We start from the raw sequence: 1,147 nt of genomic DNA, 5'->3' as shown, positions 1-1,147 counted from the left end.
AGGTAGTTGGTGGAATAGGCAAAATAGGCCGGGCCGCCTCGCGCCCCGGTCCACTGCGATGCCGGGTCGGAATGAGATGTGAACTTTGGCTCGACCGGGCTGGCCGCACCAAAAGCTGCATCATCAAGGGTGGCAAGATAGTCCCGGACGGCCCTTGGTGCATCCTCGGGATTGATGGCCGTCGGTTCCCAATCCGCCTGTGGTGTTGAGTTCTGCCGGTTCGCATCGGCCTGGATGAGGCTGGCGTCCGCAGCCAGACGCTGCCCGCTCGCCAGTCCCTCCGAGATGCAACGCGCGACAACCGTCTCAAACAGATGCCGCAGCAGATCACTGTCACGGAAACGGCCATGCCGGTTTTTGGAAAAGGTCGAATGGTCGGGAACCGCCTTGGTTAGATCAAGACGGCAGAACCAGCGATACGCGAGGTTAAGATGAACCTCCTCGCACAGCCGCCGTTCTGACCGGATGCCCATGATGTAACCAACCAGCAGCATTCGGATCATCAGTTCCGGATCAACCGATGGCCGCCCCGTGGAGCTGTAGAAAGGCGCAAGATGCTGGCGGATACCGGGCAGATCGACAAACCGGTCAACCGAGCGCAGCAAGTGATCTTGCGGGACATGCCCTTCGATCGAAAACTCATAAAATAGCGCGCTCTGTGCTTCCTGCCGCGGTCCCATCATCGCCGTCTACCTCCGCAAACCCTAACGAAAGTGAATCAGTGGCCAGCCAAGCAATCAAGCAGAGTTTTTCAACGGAATACGCAGGGAGCGGACCTTGCAAAACTGCAAACTGTGGTCACCCTTCAAGACACGTCCGGTCCAGACCAGACTCGGCCGCGACGCGGCGCTCTTCATCTCCGCGACGCTGGCCGCGATGTGGGCGGTGAACGGCGTCGGCTACCACTGGCTGTTCTTCCGCGAGATCAATCCGGCGGCCGCTCTTTTCGCCGCACTCTTCGTGGCGCAGGCGATCCTGCTGGTCGTCCTGCCGGTGCGGAGCCCGGCATTTCGCTTCGCGACCGCGGCGGGTGCACGCTCGGTGGTCGGGCTGCTCCTGATCCTGTTCGCTGTGGCCCGGCTGTCGGGCCTGCACTTCGCCCGGCACGTCGCGGCGGATGCGGCTTAGGCGACCTGCCCGACGGTCA

General features: G+C 61.9%; 2 protein-coding genes. One reads left to right on the top strand and one right to left on the bottom strand.

Features of this window, described 5'->3' with window-relative positions:
- A partial coding sequence (locus tag BMW66_RS20125; RefSeq protein WP_139196234.1) for a transposase occupies positions 1-683 on the bottom strand: 683 nt, incomplete at its 3' end.
- Positions 684-777: 94 nt separating this feature from the next.
- On the opposite strand from BMW66_RS20125, the gene BMW66_RS17735 reads away from it, so the two are divergent.
- Positions 778-1,128, top strand: coding sequence for a DUF6064 family protein (locus BMW66_RS17735; RefSeq protein WP_093120409.1), 351 nt, complete (start codon positions 778-780; stop codon positions 1,126-1,128).
- The last annotated feature ends 19 nt before the right edge of the window (positions 1,129-1,147 follow it).

The sequence above is a fragment of the Salinihabitans flavidus genome (assembly GCF_900110425.1).
In the GTDB taxonomy this organism is placed as follows: domain Bacteria; phylum Pseudomonadota; class Alphaproteobacteria; order Rhodobacterales; family Rhodobacteraceae; genus Salinihabitans; species Salinihabitans flavidus.
This window is presented reverse-complemented; position numbering and strand designations above follow the sequence as displayed.